The organism is Dapis brunnea BLCC-M229, assembly GCF_050015995.1.
Classification (GTDB): domain Bacteria; phylum Cyanobacteriota; class Cyanobacteriia; order Cyanobacteriales; family Microcoleaceae; genus Trichodesmium.
In genome coordinates, this window is record NZ_JBNHEP010000225.1 from 54,681 (window position 1) to 78,927 (window position 24,247).

General features: G+C 36.0%; 22 protein-coding genes. 15 read left to right on the plus strand and 7 right to left on the minus strand.

Annotated elements, in window-relative coordinates; translation table 11 throughout:
* Positions 1 to 2,486: calcium-binding protein (locus ACP6PM_RS25635; protein WP_426589682.1), on the plus strand; the 2,486-nt coding region annotated here is incomplete at its 5' end.
* Positions 2,487 to 3,151: 665 nt separating this feature from the next.
* On the opposite strand, the gene ACP6PM_RS25640 is transcribed toward ACP6PM_RS25635, so the two are convergent.
* Together ACP6PM_RS25640 and ACP6PM_RS25645 are read right to left on the minus strand one after the other, a co-directional pair.
* A complete protein-coding gene (locus ACP6PM_RS25640; RefSeq protein WP_426589684.1) occupies positions 3,152 to 3,748 on the minus strand; it encodes a hypothetical protein in 597 nt (198 codons plus the stop codon).
* A 516-nt stretch (positions 3,749 to 4,264) separates the two neighbouring features.
* On the minus strand, positions 4,265 to 5,551 hold the full coding sequence (locus ACP6PM_RS25645; RefSeq protein ID WP_426589686.1) for a Glu/Leu/Phe/Val family dehydrogenase: 1,287 nt from the start codon (positions 5,549 to 5,551) through the stop codon (positions 4,265 to 4,267).
* A 395-nt stretch (positions 5,552 to 5,946) separates the two neighbouring features.
* On the opposite strand from ACP6PM_RS25645, the gene ACP6PM_RS25650 reads away from it, so the two are divergent.
* The gene (locus ACP6PM_RS25650) at positions 5,947 to 6,093 is read left to right on the plus strand and encodes a hypothetical protein (protein WP_426589688.1); all 147 of its coding nucleotides are present in this window, start codon (positions 5,947 to 5,949) and stop codon (positions 6,091 to 6,093) included.
* Positions 6,094 to 6,172: 79 nt separating this feature from the next.
* A complete protein-coding gene (locus ACP6PM_RS25655) occupies positions 6,173 to 6,742 on the plus strand; it encodes a DUF4126 domain-containing protein (RefSeq protein ID WP_426589690.1) in 570 nt (189 codons plus the stop codon).
* Positions 6,743 to 6,911: 169 nt separating this feature from the next.
* Here ACP6PM_RS25655 and hemH read toward each other — a convergent pair whose 3' ends face one another.
* Positions 6,912 to 8,075 carry a ferrochelatase gene (gene hemH / locus ACP6PM_RS25660; RefSeq protein WP_426589692.1) on the minus strand — a complete coding sequence of 388 codons (1,164 nt, stop codon included), beginning with the start codon at positions 8,073 to 8,075 and terminating at the stop codon, positions 6,912 to 6,914.
* 186 nt (positions 8,076 to 8,261) lie between these two features.
* Between hemH and ACP6PM_RS25665 the strand changes: the two genes are divergently transcribed.
* The gene (locus tag ACP6PM_RS25665; protein ID WP_426589694.1) at positions 8,262 to 8,900 is read left to right on the plus strand and encodes a class I SAM-dependent methyltransferase; all 639 of its coding nucleotides are present in this window, start codon (positions 8,262 to 8,264) and stop codon (positions 8,898 to 8,900) included.
* 369 nt (positions 8,901 to 9,269) lie between these two features.
* On the opposite strand, the gene ACP6PM_RS25670 is transcribed toward ACP6PM_RS25665, so the two are convergent.
* Complete coding sequence (locus ACP6PM_RS25670; protein WP_426589696.1) at positions 9,270 to 9,446, minus strand: hypothetical protein; 177 nt, start codon at positions 9,444 to 9,446, stop codon at positions 9,270 to 9,272.
* A gap of 662 nt (positions 9,447 to 10,108) precedes the next feature.
* Here ACP6PM_RS25670 and ACP6PM_RS25675 point away from each other — a divergent pair.
* From ACP6PM_RS25675 to ACP6PM_RS25700, 6 genes are all read left to right on the plus strand, one after another.
* On the plus strand, positions 10,109 to 10,489 hold the full coding sequence (locus ACP6PM_RS25675) for a hypothetical protein (protein ID WP_426589698.1): 381 nt from the start codon (positions 10,109 to 10,111) through the stop codon (positions 10,487 to 10,489).
* Positions 10,482 to 10,658 (plus strand): hypothetical protein, encoded by a 177-nt coding sequence (locus tag ACP6PM_RS25680; protein WP_426589700.1) that lies wholly within the window; start codon positions 10,482 to 10,484, stop codon positions 10,656 to 10,658. The genes ACP6PM_RS25675 and ACP6PM_RS25680 overlap by 8 nt, the downstream gene beginning before the upstream one ends.
* Positions 10,659 to 10,719: 61 nt before the next feature.
* Positions 10,720 to 11,856 carry a saccharopine dehydrogenase family protein gene (locus tag ACP6PM_RS25685; RefSeq protein ID WP_426589701.1) on the plus strand — a complete coding sequence of 379 codons (1,137 nt, stop codon included), beginning with the start codon at positions 10,720 to 10,722 and terminating at the stop codon, positions 11,854 to 11,856.
* Positions 11,857 to 12,000: 144 nt separating this feature from the next.
* Positions 12,001 to 12,123, plus strand: coding sequence for a hypothetical protein (locus ACP6PM_RS25690; protein WP_426589703.1), 123 nt, complete (start codon positions 12,001 to 12,003; stop codon positions 12,121 to 12,123).
* Between the two features lie 131 nt (positions 12,124 to 12,254).
* A complete protein-coding gene (locus tag ACP6PM_RS25695) occupies positions 12,255 to 13,556 on the plus strand; it encodes a PD-(D/E)XK nuclease family protein (RefSeq protein WP_426589705.1) in 1,302 nt (433 codons plus the stop codon).
* 42 nt (positions 13,557 to 13,598) lie between these two features.
* Complete coding sequence (locus tag ACP6PM_RS25700) at positions 13,599 to 16,460, plus strand: AAA domain-containing protein (protein ID WP_426589707.1); 2,862 nt, start codon at positions 13,599 to 13,601, stop codon at positions 16,458 to 16,460.
* 32 nt (positions 16,461 to 16,492) lie between these two features.
* Here the strand turns inward: ACP6PM_RS25700 and ACP6PM_RS25705 are convergent, their stop codons facing one another.
* Both ACP6PM_RS25705 and ACP6PM_RS25710 read right to left on the minus strand, forming a co-directional pair.
* Entirely contained in the window at positions 16,493 to 16,738 is a 246-nt protein-coding gene (locus ACP6PM_RS25705; protein ID WP_426589709.1) for a DUF433 domain-containing protein, read from the minus strand.
* 98 nt (positions 16,739 to 16,836) lie between these two features.
* Positions 16,837 to 17,013, minus strand: a complete 177-nt coding sequence (locus tag ACP6PM_RS25710; RefSeq protein WP_426589711.1) for a hypothetical protein — start codon at positions 17,011 to 17,013, stop codon at positions 16,837 to 16,839.
* Between the two features lie 111 nt (positions 17,014 to 17,124).
* On the opposite strand from ACP6PM_RS25710, the gene ACP6PM_RS25715 reads away from it, so the two are divergent.
* Both ACP6PM_RS25715 and opcA read left to right on the plus strand, forming a co-directional pair.
* Positions 17,125 to 17,766, plus strand: a complete 642-nt coding sequence (locus ACP6PM_RS25715) for a TetR/AcrR family transcriptional regulator (RefSeq protein WP_426589713.1) — start codon at positions 17,125 to 17,127, stop codon at positions 17,764 to 17,766.
* A 752-nt stretch (positions 17,767 to 18,518) separates the two neighbouring features.
* On the plus strand, positions 18,519 to 19,856 hold the full coding sequence (gene opcA / locus ACP6PM_RS25720) for a glucose-6-phosphate dehydrogenase assembly protein OpcA (RefSeq protein WP_426589715.1): 1,338 nt from the start codon (positions 18,519 to 18,521) through the stop codon (positions 19,854 to 19,856).
* A gap of 647 nt (positions 19,857 to 20,503) precedes the next feature.
* Here the strand turns inward: opcA and ACP6PM_RS25725 are convergent.
* Positions 20,504 to 20,644 carry a hypothetical protein gene (locus ACP6PM_RS25725; RefSeq protein ID WP_426589717.1) on the minus strand — a complete coding sequence of 47 codons (141 nt, stop codon included), beginning with the start codon at positions 20,642 to 20,644 and terminating at the stop codon, positions 20,504 to 20,506.
* A 799-nt stretch (positions 20,645 to 21,443) separates the two neighbouring features.
* On the opposite strand from ACP6PM_RS25725, the gene ACP6PM_RS25730 reads away from it, so the two are divergent.
* The 3 genes from ACP6PM_RS25730 to ACP6PM_RS25740 all read left to right on the plus strand — a co-directional run bounded on the left by ACP6PM_RS25730 (position 21,444) and on the right by ACP6PM_RS25740 (position 24,075).
* On the plus strand, positions 21,444 to 22,796 hold the full coding sequence (locus tag ACP6PM_RS25730) for a hypothetical protein (protein ID WP_426589719.1): 1,353 nt from the start codon (positions 21,444 to 21,446) through the stop codon (positions 22,794 to 22,796).
* A 169-nt stretch (positions 22,797 to 22,965) separates the two neighbouring features.
* Positions 22,966 to 23,544, plus strand: a complete 579-nt coding sequence (locus ACP6PM_RS25735; RefSeq protein ID WP_426589721.1) for a TIGR04376 family protein — start codon at positions 22,966 to 22,968, stop codon at positions 23,542 to 23,544.
* 249 nt (positions 23,545 to 23,793) lie between these two features.
* Positions 23,794 to 24,075, plus strand: a complete 282-nt coding sequence (locus ACP6PM_RS25740; RefSeq protein WP_426589723.1) for a hypothetical protein — start codon at positions 23,794 to 23,796, stop codon at positions 24,073 to 24,075.
* The last annotated feature ends 172 nt before the right edge of the window (positions 24,076 to 24,247 follow it).

A 24,247-nucleotide genomic window follows, 5' to 3' on the forward strand; every position in this document is an offset into this window, starting at 1 on the left:
CAGAGTCTACGCTAGAACCGGAGCCTACGCCAGAACCGGAGCCTACGCCAGAACCAGAGCCTACGCCAGAAACTGTTAAAATCACTCAAACCGGAACCCCTAATGAAGCTGGTGCAGTAGCAGCAACTTTCACTATAGACAGAGGTACAGATACAACAGGAGATATTACAGTATTCTTCACCATCTCTGGTACTGCTACCCAAAATATTGATTACGACATTAAAGGGGTTCACACCGTAGATAACACAGCTCCTACCGTTACATTCAACGGAGAAACAGGCAGCGTAGTGATTCCTGATGGCCAAACCAGTGTCAACCTAGAAATAGTCCCCAGGGACGATATTGTGGTCGATGCAGCAGAAACAGTCACCCTCACTCTCGTAGAAGAACCCACAGAAGCGCCTCAACAGTATGATGTAAGTACAACTCCAGGGGATGAGACTGCAACTGTGATAATTACGGATAATACTAACCCTGAATTTAAAGCAGTGGGGGCAAATGAGAAAATCATCTCTACTAATGCTAATAGTGCCAATTCAGTATTTGCAGCGGATGTGGATGGTGATGGAGATATGGATGTTATCAGTGCTTCAGCCGCTGACAACAAAATAGCTCTGTATCTCAACGATGGCAGCAATAACTTTACAGAACAGACCATTTCTACTAATGCTAAATTTGCCGAATCAGTATTTGCAGCGGATGTAGATGGTGATGGGGATGTTGATGTTCTGAGTGCTTCAGCTTTGGACGACAAAATTGCTTTGTACCTTAATGATGGTAGCAACAACTTCACAGAACAGACCATTTCTACTAATGCTGATGCTGCCAATTCAGTATTTGCAGCGGATGTGGATGGTGATGGTGATGTGGATGTTCTCAGTGCTTCAGCCGGTGATGACAAAATTGCTTTGTACCTCAATGATGGTAGCAATAACTTCACAGAACAGACTATTTCTACTAATGCTGATGTTGATGCTTCCAATTCACTATTTGCAGCAGATGTGGATGGTGATGGTGATGTGGATGTTCTCAGTGGTTCAGTTAGCGACAACAAAATCGTCCTGCATCTCAATGATGGCAGCAATAACTTCACAGAACAGACCATTTCTACTAATGCTGCCAATTCAGTAATTGCAGCGGATGTAGATGGTGATGGTGATGTGGATGTTCTCAGTACTTCAAGTAGGGACGACAAAATCGTCCTGCATCTCAATGATGGCAACAATAACTTCACAGAACAAACTATTTCTACCAATGCTGATGGTGCCAATTCAGTATTTGCAGCAGATGTGGATGGTGATGGGGATGTGGATGTTCTTAGTGCTTCCTTCTCGGATGACAAAATCGCCCTGTACCTTAATGATGGCAGCAACAACTTCACAGAACAGACCATTTCTACCAATGCTGATGGTGTCAATACACTATTTGCAGCAGATGTGGATGGTGATGGTGATGTGGATGTTCTCAGTGCTTCAGCCGCTGATGACAAAATCGCCCTGTATGAAACCGTAGCTGACTCTAACATCCTAGAACCACAACCACCAGAAGTAAGTTTTGAAGCCATCACCAACACCATAGAAATAGAAGAAGACAGCAGCTACACATTCAACCAAACAGACCTTCGTGTCAGTGAATTTGAATCACCAGTAGAATTTATCACCATCACCAACCTACCCCCAGCAGGAAACCTACAACTCAATGGCACAGATGTTAACATCAACGACATCATCCCCATAGATGAGATATCTAATCTAGTATTCACCCCAGAGTCAAATGAAACAGGTACAAACTATGCCGAGCTAGTCTTCGATGTCAACGGCAGTCGTACCGATGACGACCCCGGTGGCCAAGAAATTACACTCATTATAGATGTGTTCCCAGAACCAGAAAACCAAACCCTTACAGGAGGTAGAAACCAAGACACACTCAATGGAGGTCGTGGAGACGATACACTCAATAGCGGTCTTGGAAACGACCTACTGCGAGGTAGAGCAGGGAACGACCAGTTAATAGGAAGGCCAGGAAACGATATTTTATTAGGAGGAGCAGGAGACGATACATTAGAAGGAGGTATAGGTCGCGATCGCCTCAACGGAGGAGCAGGAAACGATGTACTGAGAGGAGGAGGAAGTATAGACAGATTTATTTTCAACACGAATGAGCTATTTGAGTTAGAAGATTTAGGAATAGATGAAATTACAGACTTTTCTCAAACTCAGGGAGACATAATTATTCTGGACCTGAGAACATTCACTGCTATCAACAGCGAACCAGGAGTAGGGTTTAGTGTAGTAGGGGAATATGCAGTAGTCACAAGTGACCAAGAAGCAGCAACCTCTAATGCAATAATTACCTATAATAGTAACAATGGTAATTTATTCTATAATCCGAATGGCAGTGAGATAGGTTTCGGTAGTGGAGGTCAATTTGCCACATTGACAAATACTCCCCTGTTGGAAGCAGAAGATTTTGTTCTGAGAAATTAGCTTTGAGGTATCCTAAGCACATTATTTCAAAAGTATGCCATTCCTATTTATGGAACTTATACAGACAAAAGCTTGGGATACTTTTATAGCGCTTTTCAGGTTTATAAACTATATCGTCATAACCAAAACCTTGTAGGGATGTTCCATGGAACCTCCCTACTGTGGTCTACCGTGCAGGAAAACCGCTGTAATATTATGTTCGGTTAAATAGTTATATCATGTCCGGATAAGAGCGCTCCGCAAAAAACTTTCTCTTCATTTATAGCTGAAAATTCCCTCCTCTTCCCTCATAACTCATTACTCATAACTCATTACTCATTACTCCTCCATTTTTATTTATAACTATTCAACCGGACATGATATTATTATAATTAAAGTTCGTAGCAGGGCTTGAACCCTATCTAAAGTTCGGGATCAAGCCCTACTACTTTCTTCCTCCTCATTAGTAAAGATTGAGATTTTATTGATAAATAATTATCTGCACATTATCTTACCTGGGCAAAGCTCTATAATTGTAAGATATTGTATATTTTTAGGTAACAAGTTAACTGGGAAAAGTGAACAGTAAAATTCTCACGAATGATTAAGGATGCCTATAGTTATTCCATCTAAAATATCTACTAATTTATCTATCAGTTTCTCCCATCTGATTCCTGATTACTATATTAATTAACTGCCTGCATCAAAATTCCTAAAATCTTCCGAATATCCCGAATATAATACTCTCTTAAATCAATAGAAACAACATCTCCATCAAGTTGAAGAAACTGCCAAATAGTACCAATAGTCACAGCACCATAAATAGTTGAAATTGGATTTCCTTCCTGCTGATTAAATAACTGTGCTGCCACCATTTCTGCTAGACATTGACCTAACCCAGATTTCAAATTTTCATTCTTAGTTTCCACAATTGTTAAAACAGGAGCGTGGATAAAAAGCTGTTCCTTGGAACGACTAATCAAAAAATCACAAAACCCATTTAACCCTTGGCTAAAATCCACATTAAAATCTATTCCAGAAAACAGACTAATGTTGTAATTAACCTTTCGTCGAATTTCCAGTAATATTGGTGCAATAATCATCTCAGAACGAGCTTTCTCTGTATTAATCGCAACAGCTAAATCTACATTTTCTTTCAGAATAATAGTTAAAATTTCACTACATTCGACTTCAGGAACATCCGCAAACATTTCCGAAGTTTCATTAATTTTTAAGCCAAAATTTTTGATTAAATCCCCTAACTTAAAATCACTATAAGCCATTATTTTTATTTACTTTCGCACTATCAAATGTAACACAGACATCTTGCCTGTTATCTCAAATCCGGTAGCATCGAAAAAGCAGAGAAACCGGGTTTATTAAATCCACCATACTAACATCTATACTCTTATCAACCCAGTTTCTGATAAGACTGTATAAAAAAGGTTCTATTTTCAATCATTGCCAAATCTTTTTCAAGATTTTGATGATGACGTGAAGTCATCTGTCTGAAAAGTGCTGTCAATTAATAGGACTTACGCATAGACCATATATATAGCGTCAAAAACTATAACGTTATAGTTTTTACACTCTATATATAGTACCTTGGCGTAAGTCCCGATCGACTTAACCCATCAATTATATCATGTCCAGATGAACACTGATAAATAATTAGGTAGGAGTCAGGAGTGAGAAAGAAGGTATTAGGAGGAGAAATTTTTTGATCGCTAATTAACCAGACATAATATTACACGCGGCACGCCCAAGCAACTGTTGACTTTTATCTGATAACTGATGAACTAACTTTTGACATAAAAATCTCTAGTTCCCTTAGCATTAATTGCCTCTCCCAATCTATTTAAACCATGTACATAAGCAGCAGTTCGCATAGAAATAGATAACTCCTGAGATATTTCCCAAATCTTCTCTGTTTCTGCCACTATTTTTTCTTTTAATCGTTGATTAACCTCATCCAAAGTCCAATACAAACCACTCCGATTTTGTACCCACTCAAAATAACTTACTGTCACACCACCAGCATTAATCAAAATATCAGGAAATACATGAATTCCTCGCTCTTCTAAAACTATATCTGCAGCAGAAGTAGTCGGACCATTAGCAGCTTCAAAGATAAATTTTGCCTTAATATCTTTAACATTTTCCTCAGTAATTTGATTCTCCAAAGCAGCAGGAATTAAAATATCAACATCTAAAGCTAAAAGTTCTTCATTACTCAAAACTTTATGCTCAACAATATTACAAACAGTACCCTGACAATAAACAGCTTGAATACCCTTATTAGACTCCTTATATTGACGGATACTCGGAATGTCTAAACCCTGTGGAGAATAAATACCCCCCTGAGAATCACTAACAGCAACCACCTTATAACCACCTTGGCAAAGTAACTCCGCTAAAACCGCTCCAACATTACCAAAACCTTGCACTGCAACCGTAGTTTTTTCTTGGATATATTTAAACTTTGGTATGATAGTTTCAATAGCAAAAAAAGCACCCATTGCCGTTGCTGTACTTCTCCCCAAACTACCACCAATAGTAACAGGTTTACCCGTAATAACCGCCGGACTCAATTGTCTTCTAATAATACTGTATTGATCCATCATCCAACCCATAATCATAGGGTTAGTGTACATATCAGGTGCGGGAATATCTACATCAGGACCGATAAAATCGGCGATCGCGTCGATATATCCCCGACTCAAACGTTCTAATTCCATCCGAGATAATTCTTTAGGATTAACAGTAATGCCACCTTTCGCACCCCCAAAAGGCAAACTGACAACAGCACATTTAAAAGTCATCCAAAAAGCTAAAGATTTAACCTCATCAATAGACACATTAGGATGATAACGAATGCCACCTTTTGTCGGTCCTCTTGTATCATCATAACGAACTCGATAACCTTGAAAAACTCGTAATGAACCATCATCCATACGAACAGGAATTGAAACTATTAAAGTAGCTTTAGGATATTTGAGGCGTTCTTTTGTATCTTCAGAAAGAGAGACATATTTTAAAGCTCTTTCTAACCTACGACTAGCATCATCAAATAAAGAATCTGACATAAATACCTATTTTTCTAAAGAAAATTATGTTGGTATTTAGATCATAAATCTCTTGATTCACTGTAATGATTAAGAAAAATAAAGAACAACTTATACCAATTACTAAAAATAATGGGCATTCAATTTTAATTGATACTCTTAAGTAATAATATTATCTTCGGTGAAACACTTATAACAGTAGCTCGTAGTTGCGCTTTAGCGCTGCTCAGTATATCGGGAGTCCTAATAAGTCAGAAGTCAGAAGTCAGAAGTCAGAAGTAATAAGGGGTAAATACAGAAAGCGAAAACTTGTCTAAAGTTTATCAAACTTACTCATAAATATAGCTATTAAACTATCTAGGAGTAAGTTTTCTCAGTTGTTGCTCCATTGAGTCGTTATCAGCTACAATTAAGTTATGAAGCTAGTTGAACGTCATATTATCAAAAAATCACATTATTTGTGGTCAGCTTGTCACCACAAGGCTTTTTTGTCGGAAAATATTTTTAATTTAGCTAACTATTATTATCGTCAAATATTACTTGAAAGGGCGTCAAATATCTGAGTCTAGATATTCCTCCCGGACATCAGCAACTAAACACTAAAATAGATAGTAATAGTAGTAATACTCTGTTTTGTCGTTTATGGTAGAAGTCCTCGGCGCCTTGTCTGCATCAGCCGCAGCAGGTATTAGAATAGCACTACCCCTACTGCTAATAGGTTTATTGCAAAACGACCTATGGGCAAAAGTTCCTCTGCTCTCTAAGATATCCCCCCAAATAGTGGTGGGAATTTTAGTCAGTTGGTCTTTATTTGAAATCTTTGCCTCAAAACATCTCTTAGGTCAACGCATTCTTAATTTAGTTCAACTTCTACTTAGTCCAATAGTAGGAACAATTATGAGTATGGCGATCGCTGAAGCTACTCATTTGGAGGGTTGGTTAATTATGCTTATTGGAGTTGTGGGAGGTTTACTTGCCTTGGTGCTGCAACTGGTTCAAGTTGGGTGGTTTTTTCGGTGGCGTGGTTTGCCTGTTTGGATGCTCTTATCTCAAGATATTCTCTGTATTTGTCTCGTGATTTTTGCCTTCGATGCACCGCAACAGGGAGGATTAATTGCTTTAATATTGTTATGGCTAGCTATTCGTAGTTATCAAGATTGGTACCAATGGTATAGCGCTACGCGCAACTCAAAAATCAAAAGTCAAAATTAATCCCTGAATGAGTTTGAGCATTTATAAATCTCCGCACCCTTTGCTTCGACTGCTATATCTAGGAAAGAGAAAATGAGGTGCTAATATTAGCTTACCAACTTATAGCAGTAATTCCGATTAAGATTAATTAGAAGGGAGGGGCATCGTCAGATGCCAAACACCCCTATATTTAGAGTAAACCAGCTAAGTGTAAAGGGCCATGACCAGTAATCAATTCTAACAACAAAGCTATAAAGCCAAGCATTGCTAATCGTCCATTCCAGACTTCTGCCGTGGTAGTTAACCCCCACTGCCATCTTTCTTGAGGATACATTTTGATAATTTTTTTCATTTGGATAGCATCAGAAAAATCACGACTTGGAGCATCTAAAGCTTCCACAACTAAATCTGCTAAATCATTGATAAATACTGGGTGAGTATTCAGAGCAGGTACTCGGTAAAAATTACTAATTCCAGCTTCTTCTGCCACCTCGCGATATTCCATATCAATTTCTTGCAGAGTCTCAATATGCTCAGAAACAAAGCTTATGGGAACTACCAATAAATCTTTAACTCCACTATCTGCTAATTCTTGAATAGCATCTTCGGTGTAAGGTTTCAACCATTCCACCGGGCCAACTCTACTCTGATAGGCAAGAGTATGAGAATTTGGACGGTTCAGAAATTTTATAATTCTATTTACACAATCTTCAATTTCTGCCTGATAAGGGTCTCCTGCTTCTTCAACGTAGCTAACAGGTACACCATGAGCACTGAAAAATATATGTACTTGTTCTGAATTTGGACAATGGTCTAATTCTTGAGCGATTAATTCTGCCATTGCCTGGATATATCCTGGTCGTTGATACCAAGAAGGAATAACGGTGTATTCAGTTTTCTGTATTTCTGGGTCTTTTTGCCAAAGTTTATCAAGTAATCTAAAACTTGAACCACTCGTACTGATAGAATATTGAGGATAAAGTGGCAGGATTACTAACTTTTCTACTTGGTCGCGCTTAATTCTAGCAAGAGCTTCTTCTGTAAAAGGATGCCAGTAACGCATTCCTATATAAGTTTGAGTCGCTAATCCTTTTTCTTCTAATTTTTGTTGAATAGCCAGAGCTTGCTGTTCTGTAATCGATCTTAATGGAGACCCACCACCAATTTCCTTATAATTTTCCTGAGACTTTTTAAAACGCATAGTGGAAATGAACCATGCCAATGGTTTCTGTAGCCAAGGAAAGGGGAGACGAATAATTTCTGGGTCTGAAAATAAATTGAAGAGAAAGGGGCGCACATCTTCTAGTTGTTCTGGCCCACCTAAATTAAGTAATAATACTCCAACACGACTCATAGTGTTAATAAGGCTCCCATTTTAATATTTGTTACTAAATTTAACATATTTATATTTTGTTAATTATATTTGCTGAGAAATGTAGAGTCAACTGCCAGGCCAAATCTATTTGGTTTAACTGTTTAAGTATAAATTAAATTTATATGCTTTTGACTTTTGACCTTTGACTTTTGACTTTTAAATCCAATGGCAACAATTTTAAGAGACTGGAGTTATAGATATCAATGGTTGTATGACGGTATTTCCCGTTTAGCATCCCTGAGTGTTGGAGGAGAAACTCGCTTTCGCCAACTAGCTTTACAGGGGTTAACTATTAACCAAAATACTCAGGTGCTTGACCTTTGTTGTGGTAGTGGTCAAACAACTAATTTTCTGGTTAAATACTCCCAAAATGTTACAGGATTAGATGCTTCTCCACTATCAATTAATAGAGCCAAGAAAAATGTACCATCGGCTAAATATGTAGAGGGATTTGCTGAGGATATGCCATTCTCAAATAATCAATTTGATTTAGTACATACCAGTGCTGCTTTACATGAAATGAATTCTGAACAATTAAAGCAAATTATTCAAGAAGTTTACCGAATTCTCAAGCCAGGCGGAATTTTTACTTTTGTTGATTTTCATAGTCCGACTAATCCTCTATTTTTGCCAGGATTAGCAATATTTTTCTGGTTATTTGAAACAGAAACTTCCTGGAATTTTATCAATACAAATATATTGGATTTATTACAAGAAGTAGGGTTCGATTTAGTTAATACTGACTCACCTAAACCCCTTTTATACGCTGGTGGTAGTCTTCAGGTAGTTCAAGTTCAAAAATAAATTTGGTTAAACAGGTTTTTAACCTATGAGTTGTATGATAATTTGATAATTATCTTTACAGCAGTTTTGATTTGGGTAGACCACTGTAGAGACCTTTCATGCAAGGTCTCTAGAAGGTTTTGGTTTTGATGATGTGGTTTATAAATCTGAAAAGCGCAAAGTGCGGTCTTGGGGTCTCCCCAAGTGGAGCAACTTTGCAAGAGAGTCAAAAGGCAAAAGTAATATATGACTGAGCCTCAACATTTAGTAATGTTCTAACTTTTGCTTCGATTACTATAATACTTGGGTGGAGTACGCCAACTTGCTTCGCTCAAGTTGGCTTTTTATCAGATTAACTCAATCAAGAACAATTGCTAGTTTTAAATTTACTTATCTTGGATTTTGATTACTCAGAAAAATAATTCCGATTCCTATCAATATCCAAGTTCCTTCAAAACCAACATTAATCCAGTGAGTATTTTCTCTACTCAATAAATACTGAAATTCTCTATCTGGTAATTTAAAAGCAGAATCTGCAAGTTGTTGATTAGTTTTATTTAACTGCATAAAATCTAATCCTCCCCAGTAGGCAGAGATACCAACAACAAAAATACCAATTGCTCTACCAAATACATGAAAGATAATTAACTTTTAGAATTATATTTATTAAATTTAAGTCAATTTTGATTATATTCAAAATTACCAAAATATTACAACATTTGTTTTTGATAATTAAAATGGATTCGTGTAGGGTATGTTAGAGAGTTATTATTAATCTCTGTGAAAGCTATTTAATCATCTAGGGTAGACAAAGAAAACAAAATTTATTGTTCTCAACCAAAAATGTACTTCTATAAAAAATATGAAAATTCCAATTTTAACCACAAAGAAAATCCAAGAAATAAACTTTTCATAAATGGCATCTCAAGTCACAATTTAATTTGGAGAAAGAGATTTGAAGTAAGCATTCAGCTACTAGCAGTCAGCTCTCAGCTTTTCCTGGGTCATGCTGCGCCAAAAAAAAGTAAAGTAATAACTTACTAAGTTTAGCTGATGACCTTTTTCGTGTCGGACTTTTTATTCTTCTTGGAGACTAATTCCTCCTTCTAGCTGTTAGCGTTAGCGTTAGCGAAGCTCCTGTCCTGTGCAAGAGGCAGCTCCTCTGTTAGCGCAGCTCCTCCGCAGGAGGCAAGAGGCTAGCTGATAGCTGACGGCTGAATGCTTACGATTTGAATGCTCTGGAAAATTTAGAAATTTCTCCTTATTATCAACATACTGCAAAACTGCAACAAAATCGAGATTATGCCAAAATTTTTGCACATGATTCAATTACTAGTAAATTATCTTCAGATAAAGAACCTTTACTTTATATGCTACTGTTTCATCAAAACAAATATCATGGTATTTTTTACAATCCTAATACTAATAAATTAACTGAGCCTGAAATTGTTAAAGTCTTAAATAAAATTGCTTGTGAAGAAAGTACCCTAACAGCTAATAGACATCTCCGAAAATTAAAAATCAAATCAATTCTCATCCAGAAATTATCTATTCTTTCTTCCTGTTCCCTGTTCCCTGTTCCCTGTTGCCTCTTTTCCGGAGATGTCTAATGTTAATTACAATGAAATAGAAGCTCTAAGCAATATTTGTCTTGAGCTTTGGTGTGAGAAAAGTCAAGTTTCTCAAGATGATGTCGAGCGAGTTTGTTCCTTATATCTCAAACCAGAAGCTGAAGAAGATAATTTCACAGAATTACTATTCAAAAATAAATTTAGCTAATTAGTTAGATTGCTCAAAAATTTGGATACTTTTTATTCCATTAAACATCAATTAACTAAAGATGACCAACCAAATTTTAATTATAGGTGGATACGGCAGAATTGGCAGTAGTGTTGCTAGAGACTTAGCAGCTTATACCAACTCAGAAATTACTATTACCGGACGTAAACCAGAAGCAAATATTAAAGAAATTCCTATTTCTGGAGTTAAATATTTAGCTCTAGATTTAGCAAACAAAGAAAGAGTCAAAAATATTATTCATTTCTACAGTAAATCTTCTGGAAATTTAGTTATTCACTGTGCCGGTCCGTTTCATCATCGCGATGGTAATGTTCTCAAAAATTGCATCGAAGCTGGTATTAATTATGTTGATGTTAGTGACTATCGAGGATTTACTCGTAAAGCTTTAGAATTTTATGAAACTGCGAAAAAAGCTGGAGTTACGGCAATTATTAATACAGGAATTTTTCCAGGTATTTCTAATAGTTTAGCTCGTCAATCTGTAGAACAATTTGATGAACCAGAAGAAATACATTTAAGTTATGTAGTAGGTGGTTCCGGTGGAGCGGGAGTAACAGTTATGCGGACGACTTTTTTAGGTTTACAAAATAATTTTGATGCCTGGATAAATGGTAAATGGCAATCTATTAAACCTTATAGCGATCGCCAAGTTATTGACTTTCCATCTCCCTACGGAAAAATAGGTGTTTACTGGTTTGATATGCCAGAGTCTTTTACTTTACCTACTTCTTTTCCTGTGAAAATTGTAACTACAAAGTTCGGTTCTTTTCCCGATTTTTATAATCATTTGACTTGGATGACTTCTCATTTATTTCCTGTTAGTTGGTTAAAGAATTCAGGGGTAATAGAATTTTTGTCTCAAGTTAGTTATAAAATGACTCAAGTTACAGATAAATATAGTGGTATTGGTGTGGCAATTAAAGCAAAAGTTATTGGTAAAAAGTCAGGGAAAAAAGTTGATTTTTGCTCGTCAATTATACATCAGGATACTGCAACTGTTACAGGTATTGGTGCGGGTAGTATTGCTGAATTAATTTTGTCTGGAAAATTGCATAAACCCGGTGTTTGGTCTGTGGAAAATAGTTTGTCTACGGAATTATTTGAATTGGTAATGAATAGTAGAGGATTTGTGAAAAATTATGGCGATCGCTCTGTGGTTTATCAGCTAGAAAATTAAACATAGGTTGATATTTATAGTGATATAATAACGAGTTAGTATAAATTGAGTTATAATTTCTTATCGTAAATTATACATAAAGATACTCCAACTCTTACGGGTATTGGTGCTGATGGTATTGCGGAATTAATTTTATCTGGAAAATTGAAGAAACCCGGTGTTTGGTCTGTGGAAAATAGTTTATCTACGGAATTATTTGAACGGGTAATGAATAGTAGAGGATTTGTGAAAATATGCAGTGAAAAGTCTGTGGTTTATCAGGTATAAAATTAAATATATATTGATAGTTATAGTCATAATAAGAACGAGTTGCTATAAATTGAGTTATAATTTATTATCGTAGGCGTATTGCATTAGGCTGAAAATTAAAATATTCAATTAAATAGTAAATTACAATAATGTCAACAAAAAAACTATCAGTTCGAGCTACCGATATTGCTGAATATATTCGTTATCAATCATGCGATCGCCGATTTAAGTTAAAATATAACAATTATGAACTTGCTAAAAAAGATATTCCTTTTTCTAACTTAATTTTTGCTACTTCTTTAGATCCAGTGCTAAAAGAAGAAGGTCGAAGAAGAGAAAATGAATGGGAAACTTCGCTGCAAAAAGATGGCTTTTTTGACTTAACTAAAATGAGAAAAGAGTCTGACGAAGAAAATAAAGCAACTGAATGGAATGACTTTGTTGAAAAACTACAAAATTTGCCAGAAAAACAAGAAGCTTATGGACGAGAAATTTCGATAGAAGGAACTCTGGGAGAATTTAATATTTCTGGACAAATTGACTTTGTAGTTTTGCTCTGGGAAAATGATGAACTAAAATTACGATTAGTTGAAGGTAAAGCATCTCGAAAAGACCGGACTTATCATCAAGTACAGGTTGCTTTATATCAGATGTTAGTATGTAAATTAATAGGAAAGAATTCAATCAATATTTGTGGGAGAAAACTAAAACCAGAAAACATAGAATGTGTTGTAGTTCGGATTGATGAAAATACTAATAAAAGTCAGGATATTATCAAGTCTCCAGCCTTAAATCTAGATATAATAGAAGCTGATATTAATCGTCTTGTAGCTTCTGATGGCGTATTAAAGCGGATAGTTGAAACAGACTTATCTGATTTAGATTATCAGCTAGACCAAAAATGCAGTGATTGTCTGTTAAGTGTTCATTGTTTAGCTGAAAGTGCTAGAGAAAAACGTTTAGAATTGTTAGGAATAGACTCATCAATTGTCAGGATATTGCATAAGGTAGGCGTCAAGAATCTTGATGATTTATCTGAACTAGATTTAGAAGGAAGTCAAGCTGCTGAAATTCAAAAAGATATAAGTTTTACAGAGAATTTAGAACTTCTTCAACTAAAAGCAAAAACTCGTAAACGGACTCTTCCTGACGGAGATTCTAATCCAGATACTTATGAAGTAAAAGAACTACAACAATATTCATTTCAAAGTCAACTTCCTGAACATATTATTAATGGAGAACATCTGATTCGAGTATATCTTACCGTTGAATATGATTATGTCGAAAATAGAATAGGTGCCCTAGCAGCTCATGTTACTAAAAGTCAGGGAAAATTAGACCCAAAATATCTACAAAATGAAGAAGGTAAATGGCAACCAGACCCGGAAATTAAGGAGTATATAGAAGTAGGAAAAAATGACAACAATAAAACTGTTTACCCATCAAAATAACTTGAAGGGAAAGATGTAATTAAGTTCAAAACATCGGCATGGATGGGAGAATATAAGAAAGACAATGGTTCAGAAAAAGAGTTAATACAAGGATTTTTATTAGAATTAGTAGATACTATTGCCGAAGTTGCAGAAACAGAACAAGCTCCCATTCATTTTTATGTTTGGTCACGTCAAGAAATGACCCAATTAGTTGAAGGTTGTTCTCGCGTTAGTTCTCAACTTCTGAGTCATTTACGGGAGTTACTTGGTTGTCGAGAAACTTTAGAACAGCTAATTTATTCTTGTCTTGATGATGAAGTAGATCGCCGTTATGCTTTGGGATGGACGGGTAGAGATTTAGTAGTTGTAACTTCTCTTAAATGGTTTGGCAGACGTTATCATTGGCGACGAAAGATTAACGGAAAAATTGTTAATTTAGATAGAGCTTTTTCTCAAGATATATTTGACTTTAAAACTAATTTAGAGATAGAAAGTAATAATAAATGGGCTACTTCAAAATCAAATACTAACAATATTCGTAAACATCAGTTTGAAGTGAGACTAAGATATTTTAATTCTTTCAGTGCAGCATATTGGCGTGCTTATTGGAGAAAACTTCCTAACCCTAATGACCCAAACCTTAAAGCCAAATTAAAAAAATCTATTGAAAATTATAATCAAGCACAAACACCAAATTATTTAAAAGAATATTTTCGCGCTCGTACTCATGCTATTAGGTGGGTTGAAGAGGGAATTAGATTTAAAAATTCTGAGATAATAAAAGAACCTTTAACTATTGCTAATTTACCAGATTTTAATTTAGGTGTAGATAATGCTGCTCAGGCAGGAATAGATTTTCTCCGTTTAGACCAGCACGTTAAAGTAACAGATTGGATTGCTAATAATTTAGTTCCACCCATTTATCGTATTTCTTCAGGGCGAACAATACCTGTTAAAAATATAGTAGCTAATGGTAATAATAAACTAACAGCAGAAATTAATCTTGATGGATACAATATTACTTATGAACTTTTACAAGCTAATTGTACAATTGAAGAAGGTTCTTTTGTTAGGCTTAGTCCCTGTGCTGAAAATCCGCATCAAGGTCAAACAATTAATCAACTTTTGCGTGGTGGAAGTACCTGCATAGTAAATGAAATAAATTGGGAAACTAAATATATAGAACTATCTCCAATTTTTAGCCAGTCCGATCGGTATAAGTTATTCAGTAATTCTTATAGTAATAGAAATCAAGAACAAATTTTTTCAACTGCCACTATTGATGAAAGTCCCTCAGATTTTATAGCTGGAAAAGTCGATGAAAAATTACAGAATACTCAAGGAAATCATGTTTGTCGATGGTTAGCTCCAGAAAATCCTCAAATTCCACGACAAAGTTCTCCTTCAAAAAATGATAATGATTTAGAAAAATATCAAAATTTTCTTAACTCTTTACCATTAGCAAATAATAAAAAGCTCGATGATAAGCAAATAGAAGCAATAATAAATGGATTAAAAACTAGGATTCAACTTTTGCAAGGCCCACCAGGTACAGGTAAAACAGAAACAACAGCGATCGCTACTTTTTTAAGAATTTTGGCACGAAGTTCTCCTGGGGATATTGTTCTTATTACTGCCCATACTCATAAAGCTGTAGATGAATTACTCTTACGTCTAGATCGCCTTTTACCTATTTTGAATCAACACGCTACTAATCTAAACTTAAACTTATCATCAATTCAACTGAGCAGAGTCGATCCTAAAAATAAAGAGGATTTTCAAAATACAAATGTTAATTCTTTCTCTTCTAAACCTTGTGTCAATAATGTTAATAAAATGCGCAAAAAGACAGTTTTAGTAATTGGAGGAACAACCAATGCAATTTTAAAGATGGTTAATGAATTGAATCAACGAAATAATTTTTTAAAAGATTATCCCCAAGGTTTTCAAACAACAACTCTTATTGTTGATGAAGCAAGTATGATGGTATTTCCTCACTTTTTAGCATTAGCAACATTAGTCAAAAATGATGGTGAAATAATGTTAGCTGGAGACCATCGACAACTTACTCCTATTATTACCCATGATTGGGAAAACGAAGACCGTCCTCCTGTAGTATCTTACCAACCTTACGTTAGTGCATATCAGGCTATTCAAAACTTAAAAGAAAACTCAGATAATGAAATTTCGGATCGAAAAATATTATGTTCTGCTTTAACTTTTACATTTCGTTTACCACCAGATATTTGCGAACTTATTGCACGTCTTTATAGCAAGCTAGATAATATTCAATTACAAGGCAAAGAAAAAGATAAAAATATAGAAGAAAAGGAAATAAATGGAACTTGGGAAAAACTTTTGCTAGGAAATAGAGGTCTTTATCTTGTTCTTCATTCTGAACGTAAGTCAAGACGTAGCAATCAATTAGAGGTAGAAATAATTAAACAAATTATTGATGCAGGTGGAGAAATTCCTGATGGAAGCATAGGAATTGTTACCCCACATCGTGCCCAAAGAACTTTACTTAAAACAGAGTTAGCAGATTATTATGAAAATGCTATTGATGTGATAGATACTGTAGAAAAATTCCAAGGTGGTGAACGTCCAAATATAATTGTTTCTGCTACAGCAAGCGACCCGTCTGCTATTAGTAAAAATGTTGAATTTATCCTGAATCTTAATCGCTCAAATGTAGCTTTTTCCAGAGTTCAAGAAAGATTAATTGTTGTTTGTTCTAAAACTCTTTTAGATTATATTCCAGCAGAATTTGAACATTACGAAGAAACAATGTTATGGAAATCTTTACGTTCCCAATGTTCAGAACTTATTTTTACTGAAACTATTAAAGAACATAAAGTAGAGGTTTTTACACCTCCTTTAGAACAAATAAGTAAAAATTTCAACAAAAAGGAAAGTTTCTAGAATTAAACTATATAAAAATACCAATGGCTAATTTATATTCCTTTAAAAGAATCTTCATTATATGCTACTACACGAATAATTTGTGTTTCTATTTCTTCTAATAATTCAATCACTTTTTCTTTAGTAACGCTAGGAAAGCCATCAAGAAAATCATCAATAGTTTCTCCTGCTTTTAAATAGTCAAAAAGTGTTTCTATTGGCACTCTTGTACTAGCAAAAACTGGGGTTCCTCCCATAATTTCAGGAGATTTACTAATTATTGAAGAGTTTTTAAACATACAGAATTTTTCCTATCTTGATAACTGATAATTGAAAGGGGGTTTGGTCTCCAAACCCCTACAGTTTTTTTCGTAAATTATTTCATACTGCTATATTTTTACTCAGCAGTAGTATGACCTTCTTTTTCGGAGCGATAAAACTCCGTTCCGCTGACGCGATCGCTTCTTTTTTCTATCCACTTGAATAGTCGCTTCGATACTTTTAGTCTACCGTTGATAATTTCGTCAGATAAGAGAATTGTGCTTGCCATAATAGATAGACAAATTATACTCATAACTACCAAATTCCTGTTTAAACTAGACCGTTCAGTTTGAATATATTTATTGTAGCAAAAATTTTGATAATGTCAAAAGAGCAGAGGAAAAAATTTTCAGGAGAAAAGCTAATGGCCAAAATTAAGAGAGAAGAAAAACTTCAGCGGAGTGCTGTAGATAAAGCAGAACAAATACTCAGAGGTGCAATACCGGAATTTCTGAAGAATGGTTATGCCTGTACGAGTATGGATAAAGTAGCTAAAGCAGCAGGGGTATCCAAACAGACACTATACAGTCATTTCACAGACAAAGAAGGATTATTTACTGCATTAGTCAAGCGGATGGCTACTAAGAAATATAACTTTGTTTGTTCACAACCACTAGAGGGAGAACCGAAACAAGTATTACGGAATTTAGCAGATCGAATACTTACAGAAAATATTAACGATTCAGAATATTTAGAATTTGTCAGATTAATTATTGCCGAGTCAGGAAACTATCCAGATTTATCCAAATTATTTTTAAATCAAGTAGCTAAACCAGCAGTAGAAATTGTCACAAAATATTTGCAAGAAAATCCAGAATTAAACCTAGAAGATCCAGAAGCAACAGCGAGAATATTTGTTGGTTCTTTAGTATATTTTATCTTGAATCAAAAAGTGCTGCATGGTATTGAAGTAATGCCAATGACAGCAGAACGTTATGTTGATAACTTAGTAGCATTAATTGATAGGAAAGACAGAAAATATTGCTACGCGCAAGTCAAAAGTTAAAAGTAATCTCTGACTGAGTTTTTCTTACGGAAATGCTCTGGAAACAGGATTTACCAATGTCCGCGCCGTAAATGTGTAGTGCTATAAAATACGGATAATTTCAAAAAGGAATAACCTATAACGTTTCGCGCAAGCAACAGGCAACAAGTAGACAAAGGAGTTATATAAATGGGCAAAACGGATGTTTCTTGTTTTCATCTTGACACTTGATACTAGCATTTTAAAGCCCATATTCAGCGTTACGGTTCGCCTGAAGCTGCGGTGAAAGTTTATGCCACAGCAGAATACAGCGAACATCTTATGAAAACGCTGTATTACACTGACTATTCTCATCTTTATGCAACTTCATGGAAAACGGTATTACTATTCTTACCGAATAATTAAGGTTTAAAGTCTCTTCTTTAAAGGATAAACAAGCGGTCGTTTGCGGAGCATGACCTAGGATGGGATGGCGAGGTCTCCTCGCCATATCCAATCTCCCCTTGAGAAGAAAAAATTTTCACGCTCCGCGTCAATCCAATCCGTTTTAGGGAGAGGACATTATCAATTATTGAAGAATATGTTCCGATTTATATTCTGGACATTTTATAGCGATCGCCTGATACTATTGGTAATTATATAGAACTTAAACTGTTTCTATAGTTAAGTAAAATCTGCCAACTTACGTTACCCTATATATTAAACAGAAACTACCCTATTAAATTATTCAATATCCCATAAACAAAAATTAACACTTAAGGACAAACAAAAAGATGACTACACCAATTGTTGCCTTACAACAACCAAAAGATATCTCCCTAGGAGAAATAGAAGAAGAACTAAGTAAAATTTGGCTGAGTCAAAATCAAGGTAAAGCAACTTCCATTGCTACAAGAGCTGCCACCTTTAGCATGGTAGTTTATGAACCAGAAGAATTCCAACAATTACTAGGGGCGCTAGGATTCTATGATGGTCCAATTGATGGCATTCATGGGCCACAAACCAGAAATGCAGTTAGAGAGGCACAAAAAATTTATCAATTGCCAATTACAGGTAGGGTAGACCCCGAAACCCTAGCTAAATTGCGCTCAGAGTTTGCTAAACAACCAGAAGACCGTCAAAAAGTCACAAATATAAATCTCCGGGGGTTTAGTATGGCAGATGCGATCGCCGCTCAAAACCCCAGCCGCGTTATGACCCTGTGCCCAACTATGGGGGAAGAAGATACAGGAGTTACAGCTCAAGTATCTGCCTACTGTCCAATTCAGAAGCAAAGTAATTCCAATTTAGTTTGCAGTGAATATGTCACCCTGCGGGGGACAAAATCAGCGATGCAAAGGGTAGATGAAACAATAAAATCATTAATGATTCCCGATCTACCAAAATTTGTCTGGTGGAAAGCGACCCCTAACACAGAACAGCAATTATTTCGTAGTTTGTGTGAGACGAGCAACTGCATAATTATGGACTCCTGTTACTTTTCCGATCCCGAATCAGAATTTTTAAAGATGCAGGAATTGATTGAAAACGAAACTTATATTGCAGACCTCAACTGGCATCGTCTATCTGCTTGGCAAGAATTAATTGCTGCTACTTTTGACCCTCCAAAACGACGAACAGCTTTATGGGAAGTTGACATTATTACAATTGACTATGAAAAAGGAAATGCTGCTCAGGCGCTAATGTTTTTGGGTTGGTTTGCTAGTCGTCTGAATTGGGAACCAGTTTCTTATACAGAATTAGGTGGTGACTATGATATTGCCCATATCAAATTGACTGGGAGTAATGATAAAGAAATTTTGGCTGAGTTAGCAGCTATTCCTACTGCTGACTTTGGTGAGATTCCAGGAGATTTAGTTGGTTTACGTTTAGGTTCGAGTAATCCAGATGTTGATGTTGATTGTTGCACAATTTTGTGTTCTGAAACTACTGGTTGTATGCGCTTAGAGTCTGGCGGTAAGGCGCAGTCTTGTTTGACTGAGCAGGTGACAGCATTAAGCGATCAGAAAGCAGAAGCTTTGATGGCACAACAGTTACAACGTTGGGGTCGCGATGTTTTATATGAGGAGAGTTTAGCGTTGACAGCACAAATGCTGCAGTTAAGAAGTTAGGGATTCGGGGGATCAGGAGAGAGTAGTGCTATGAAACAGTTAAATCTACTCTCAAATCTAATTTTCCTCTACTTCTGATATCAAATTTGGTAGTATCGGTATTATAAAACAGCACAGAAAACGGGTTTGTGTGAGCAGATATCGGTATTGTGGAATATCTAAATTGATATTTTTTTTTCATCCCTGGATTCACACTTACGGCAATAGTAAATATTTTGTTTTCTCTACACCAGTTGATTAAATATCTAGCTGCTTTATTGACAGCACTTTTGAGGATGCTGAGGTACACTCATAAGACTACTTTTATATTCCCCGTTCCCCGTTCCCTGTTCCCTGTTCCCTGTTCCCTAGGATAATAAAACTTTGTACCTCACGCGCTTCCGAAACTGCTGTAAGTAATCTCTAACTTTATTGTTTCGATTTACCGTAATGCTAATTTGCTTTTTGGTTAAACCTTTGATGCCTTATTTATCTTTATAATGACTGCAATCTAGAATTTTCCTTGTTGTAGCACTGGTTGATTGATTTTAGCTTTCTACCGTCCAAAATAAACGATGACCCAGTATTTGATACACAAGTTGCACTCCTGCACTAAACCAAGGTCTATTGAAGCGTGCATTATCAGATTTTACTACTAGCTGTGGTTCCTATTCTGTAATGAATTCAACTTCAAAAAACCTAGCATCATATCTGGGAATTATCCGAACTTCCTTGAGATTTCTACCCATCAATCTTTTAGGAAAAGGGATTTTTACTGCACCATATTCAGCCTTAAATTTTCTAGACATTGGGATATTAAAATAACCATCGGATTTCTCACAAATTGATTTGATATACTCCTGAGTGCTACCAAAATTAGAGTGATATTAAAACAATAGAAAAATCCTAGTTTTCTGAGAAAACATTGAGTCCATCAATAGAATCTTTCATCTCAAAACAGACTAATATCATGTCTCTTTGAATACCCACAATAAAAAATTGAGGGAACACTTAACTGGGAACAGGGAACAGGGAGAAATTTATCAGAGAAAAGATTTTTATTATGGCTAATTAATAAGACTTGATATCAGTAGATCGCAAAGCCAGTTTCAGTGCTTCATCAAATTAAGAGGCGTCGAGTCCCCATAGATTTGGTGGCCTTTCAAATTCCTTGAGAACCCAAATTTATTGTCCTAACTACAAGATAAAGTGCTATAATATTAGGCTTGCTTACCATTTATTTGAGATTCCCAGTCCCCATTGACCTATCACAAGGATATATAGCAAAAATGGGTCAGGATTAGTATTACTATGTAGTTCATCTACCTGAAAATTGCTATAAGTACTATTGTTTGAGTAAATATTACTATCGTTATGCGGTATAAGTCCCAGTTAAAATATCTATAATCTTAATACTAATGTCAGAAAGCCCATAGCTAAAGCTAGTTGCTTAGTGAAACTCTTGTTCCTTTGCTCCAAGAAATATAAACCCAATAATTGAGTAGACTTATACCCTTACTTTGCCAGACTTATGCGAATTAGGTATAACTTGTCTGTCTGGGTTTGAGTTCCTATACCTAGCCCAACCTAACTAACGGAGGATTTTAGATGACAACGAACCAGAGGACTACAGAAAATTCCCAAAACTCCAGGTTTAAAGAACCTGTTTCTGTGGACAATCTTGCCGAAAATTTGATGGAAGACTTGTTCAATGATATTGACCGAGTATTGGATGGTGGTAGTCGTTTACCAACTGAAGTAACTCGACCAGAAATTGTTTCTTTGACACCAATTAAGGTGCCTCAAATAGTTTTGCCTCAAAAGAATACTCAATCTCAAGACCCTGAAAAAGAGGCAAAGGCAAAATTAGCTCAAGCACAAGCAACCAAAAAAGAAAATAAATCATTAGATAAACTACTTTTAGGAGCAGCTTTTGCATCCATATTAGTAACTCTCTCTTTGTGGTTAGCAACTAGAGGTGGATTTGATAAAATTTTAGACTATTTAGGTTATGTAGAAAAGCCTGATTCATCAGCAGAAACATTGAATCCTAAAGCAGCAGCAGATGCAAAATTTGCAGATTATATCGAGCGCTCGCTCAAAATGATTGAGCAAAAAGAGGCGACTCAGAAACAACAACAACTTCCGGGTGTACCACCTGCTCCATCTAGTAATAATTTACCAAAAGTACCAGTATCGGCTAACCCATCCATAAATACTAGCTTACTCTTACCCCTCAACCGACTGGTCGATCTGATGGAGGCACAAGTAGCAAAAGAAACTGTAACTATTCCTGAAACTAAAGTAGTAGTAATTCCGCCTATTCCAACGGCGGTAGCAGTTACACCGAAATCTGAGCCATCTTCCCCAAAGCCATCAGCAGCATCTGCATCTAACGCTTCCAAATCTGAGCCATCTTCCCCAAAGCCATCAGCAGCATCTGCATCTAAGGCTTCCACAGAAGCTGCTGAAAACGCTCAAGAAAAATCGGAAGCCGAAATAACTGCCAAAGCAGAAGTCAAATCAGAAACTAAAGCTAAAGTTGATAGCTCTAGCTCGGCGAAAGCTGAAGCAAAAACAAAACCGGAGCCTCCAGCCAAAACAACGGCAAAACAGAAACCAGAACCAGAACAAGAACCGGAAACAACAGCACAAGCAGAATCTCAAACAGAAACACCAACACAACCAGTATCATTACCTCCACCTCCAACAGCAGAAATACCTGTGGCGGAAATAATCGCAGCTAGTCAAGTTCAAAGCCCTATTAATACACTGGTAGGTATCTTGGAGTTAGGCGAACGTTCTGCTGCTCTATTTGAAATTGATGGAGTGGCCCGTCGGATATATGTCGGAGAGAGTATTGGTGGTAGTGGTTGGACTCTTGTCAAAGTAGCTAACCAGGAAGCTGTGATTCGCCGTAATGGTGAAGTTCGTTCTGTTTTTGTCGGGCAACAATTTTAGTTATAACTGTAAGCATGAGCTGAGTAATATATGCGTACTACGATGTGGTACTGGCAATATGACTTAAAAATAAGGTTTCAAGATTTCAAGCCTCTGGCTGAAGCCAGAGGTAATGTTAACGAAGTTCCTCCGCAGGAGGCTAAATGATAACTGATAACTGAAATGACTTATGGGTTTATTTGACGATTTTAGCCAATTTCTCGAAAACAGACTTGAAGAGTTCCTGCAGAATAACCCCCATTTAGAACTACAGGCACTTGAAGAGCAATTACGCCAACAAGAAGAAGATACTCTGCGCCTCATCGCACAACTCCAGCGCCAAGAAAAAAAATTAGAGCAAGATATTCTCTCGACTGCCCAAGAAGTTAAGCGTTGGCATAACCGAGTCGAAAAGGCACAAACAGCTAATAGACTAGATTTAGTCCAGGCTGCCCAGGAAAGAGAAGCATCTTTTTTACGACAAGGTAATCAACAGTGGGGACAGATGCAAGGATGCAAGCAGCGCATCCAACAGGCGAAAGAACTGTATCATCAGATTAAACAACGTCGTGAGGAGGTACGAGCAAAAGCTGTTCAAGCTGAGGCTACTCGTTATGCTACCAGGAATGAAAGACGTTGGGAAACTGATGGTTGGAATCAAACCAGTTCCTATAATTTTGGTAATTTATTCGACCCATTAGAGGAACAGTTTAAAAGTCTGGAAACAGATGAAGAGCTGGAAAGAATGAAGCGGAATATGGGAAAGTAGTTGGATATTTATTAGGTCAGGGAATTATTAAATTTCCTGACCCTATTATACCGTTTCTCAAAAACTTTTCTACATTTTATTGAGCCGGAGGGACGTTGCATACAACGTCCCTACAGAGAAGTAAAAAGATGAATAATTAACACGCTCTTGGTTAATAATTATTAAAAAGCTTATTCGGCTTTTTTTAATCACTTAAGAATTGAAGTGTTACCTAAGTATAACATTAATGCATGGTAATTGGTATTAATTATGAATATTGGGACAATAGGGAATTGGTCGGTTATCTATCAGAATGAAAAGGTAATTAATCACACAAAAATTATTTGTACTGCCATATCAATACCAGGATTATTTCCACTAATAATTACGGAAGAACGAATAGGTGAAGAAGAACAACGTGGTTATGGCGAGAAAAATTTCAATTTGTCTGAAAGAAAAATTATTGACTGTGGTGGAAAAACAAATGCAGAAGTAATAGAAATGGCTGTAGATATTTTTAGAGAAAACTGCAAAAAATTTGATAAAAAGTAATTGCTATAATCACAAATTAATTCTACAAATAAAGTCATATAATCAGTGAACATCAAGCCTTACTAATTATAGTTTCATAATTATCAATAATACTTGCTTTTGTTGATATCTATAACATTAAAAAGAATAAATTTATTCGTAGATATAACAATCCTATTTCAGTTGTAATATT

Coding starts and splice junctions, on each gene's coding strand:
- ACP6PM_RS25715 (WP_426589713.1), top strand. CDS start 17,125: ATGGCCAAAATTAAGAGAGAAGAAAAACTTCAGCGGAGTGCTGTAGAT.
- ACP6PM_RS25685 (WP_426589701.1), top strand. CDS start 10,720: ATGACCAACCAAATTTTAATTATAGGTGGATACGGCAGAATTGGCAGT.
- ACP6PM_RS25665 (WP_426589694.1), top strand. CDS start 8,262: ATGGCAACAATTTTAAGAGACTGGAGTTATAGATATCAATGGTTGTAT.
- ACP6PM_RS25655 (WP_426589690.1), top strand. CDS start 6,173: ATGGTAGAAGTCCTCGGCGCCTTGTCTGCATCAGCCGCAGCAGGTATT.
- ACP6PM_RS25705 (WP_426589709.1), bottom strand. CDS start 16,738: ATGTTTAAAAACTCTTCAATAATTAGTAAATCTCCTGAAATTATGGGA.
- ACP6PM_RS25740 (WP_426589723.1), top strand. CDS start 23,794: ATGAATATTGGGACAATAGGGAATTGGTCGGTTATCTATCAGAATGAA.
- ACP6PM_RS25695 (WP_426589705.1), top strand. CDS start 12,255: ATGTCAACAAAAAAACTATCAGTTCGAGCTACCGATATTGCTGAATAT.
- ACP6PM_RS25680 (WP_426589700.1), top strand. CDS start 10,482: ATGTCTAATGTTAATTACAATGAAATAGAAGCTCTAAGCAATATTTGT.
- ACP6PM_RS25730 (WP_426589719.1), top strand. CDS start 21,444: ATGACAACGAACCAGAGGACTACAGAAAATTCCCAAAACTCCAGGTTT.
- ACP6PM_RS25700 (WP_426589707.1), top strand. CDS start 13,599: ATGGGAGAATATAAGAAAGACAATGGTTCAGAAAAAGAGTTAATACAA.
- opcA (WP_426589715.1), top strand. CDS start 18,519: ATGACTACACCAATTGTTGCCTTACAACAACCAAAAGATATCTCCCTA.
- ACP6PM_RS25710 (WP_426589711.1), bottom strand. CDS start 17,013: ATGAGTATAATTTGTCTATCTATTATGGCAAGCACAATTCTCTTATCT.
- ACP6PM_RS25640 (WP_426589684.1), bottom strand. CDS start 3,748: ATGGCTTATAGTGATTTTAAGTTAGGGGATTTAATCAAAAATTTTGGC.
- hemH (WP_426589692.1), bottom strand. CDS start 8,075: ATGAGTCGTGTTGGAGTATTATTACTTAATTTAGGTGGGCCAGAACAA.
- ACP6PM_RS25650 (WP_426589688.1), top strand. CDS start 5,947: ATGAAGCTAGTTGAACGTCATATTATCAAAAAATCACATTATTTGTGG.
- ACP6PM_RS25735 (WP_426589721.1), top strand. CDS start 22,966: ATGGGTTTATTTGACGATTTTAGCCAATTTCTCGAAAACAGACTTGAA.
- ACP6PM_RS25645 (WP_426589686.1), bottom strand. CDS start 5,551: ATGTCAGATTCTTTATTTGATGATGCTAGTCGTAGGTTAGAAAGAGCT.
- ACP6PM_RS25670 (WP_426589696.1), bottom strand. CDS start 9,446: ATGCAGTTAAATAAAACTAATCAACAACTTGCAGATTCTGCTTTTAAA.
- ACP6PM_RS25725 (WP_426589717.1), bottom strand. CDS start 20,644: ATGTCTAGAAAATTTAAGGCTGAATATGGTGCAGTAAAAATCCCTTTT.